The organism is Pseudomonas sp. AM14(2022), assembly GCF_036346455.1.
GTDB classification, from domain to species: Bacteria; Pseudomonadota; Gammaproteobacteria; order Pseudomonadales; family Pseudomonadaceae; genus Aquipseudomonas; species Aquipseudomonas putida_A.
In genome coordinates, this window is record NZ_JAOTNY010000043.1 from 1 (window position 1) to 653 (window position 653).

Sequence of the window (653 nt, forward strand, 5' to 3'; positions counted from 1 at the left end):
GTTTTGCGGATGCGCCGGCCGAAGGCGTCGTATTGGTAGGTCGCGGTTTGGCCGTCGGCGCGGGTCAGGCCGATCAGGCGGTGCTGGCAGTCGTAGCGGTATTCGGTGACGAGTTGCTGGTCGCGGCCACGGCGTTCGCGGATCAGGTTGCCGAAGGCGTCGTAGTCGTAATGGCGGTCGCCCTGCATCAGCAGGCGATTGCCCTTGATCCGGGTCGGGCCGGGACGATCCTGCATCAGCAGGTTGCCGGCCGGGTCGTGGGCGAAGGCTTCCGGCAGTTCGTCGCGCGAGTGACGGACGCGGATCAAGCGGTCGAGGGCGTCATAGCCATAGGTGCGCTGGCCGTGGCGGCTGTCGGCAATGTGCTCGAGGTTGCCGTTGGCGCTGTAGGCATAATCCCGGCGATACAGCGAGTCGTGCTGATGGCCTACAGCATGGGCCAGCAAACGTCCCTGATCGTCGTAGGCATAATCGCTGCGCAGCAGGCCTTGTTGGCGTTGTTGTTCGCGACCGGACTGGTAGACGTGACTGGTCAGCCGCGTGCCATTGAGGTCGATGGCGGTCAGCGCGCCGCCCTTGGCGTAGTGATAGTCGAGCTTGCTGTTGTCCGGCAGACGCTGGCGCTTGAGCTGGCCGCAGGCGTCGTAGGTGTA

At 64.9% G+C, this 653-nt stretch carries 1 pseudogene; it reads right to left on the minus strand.

The features are described from left to right. A pseudogene (locus V3W27_RS28085) lies at positions 1-653 on the minus strand (type IV secretion protein Rhs); the annotation flags it as partial.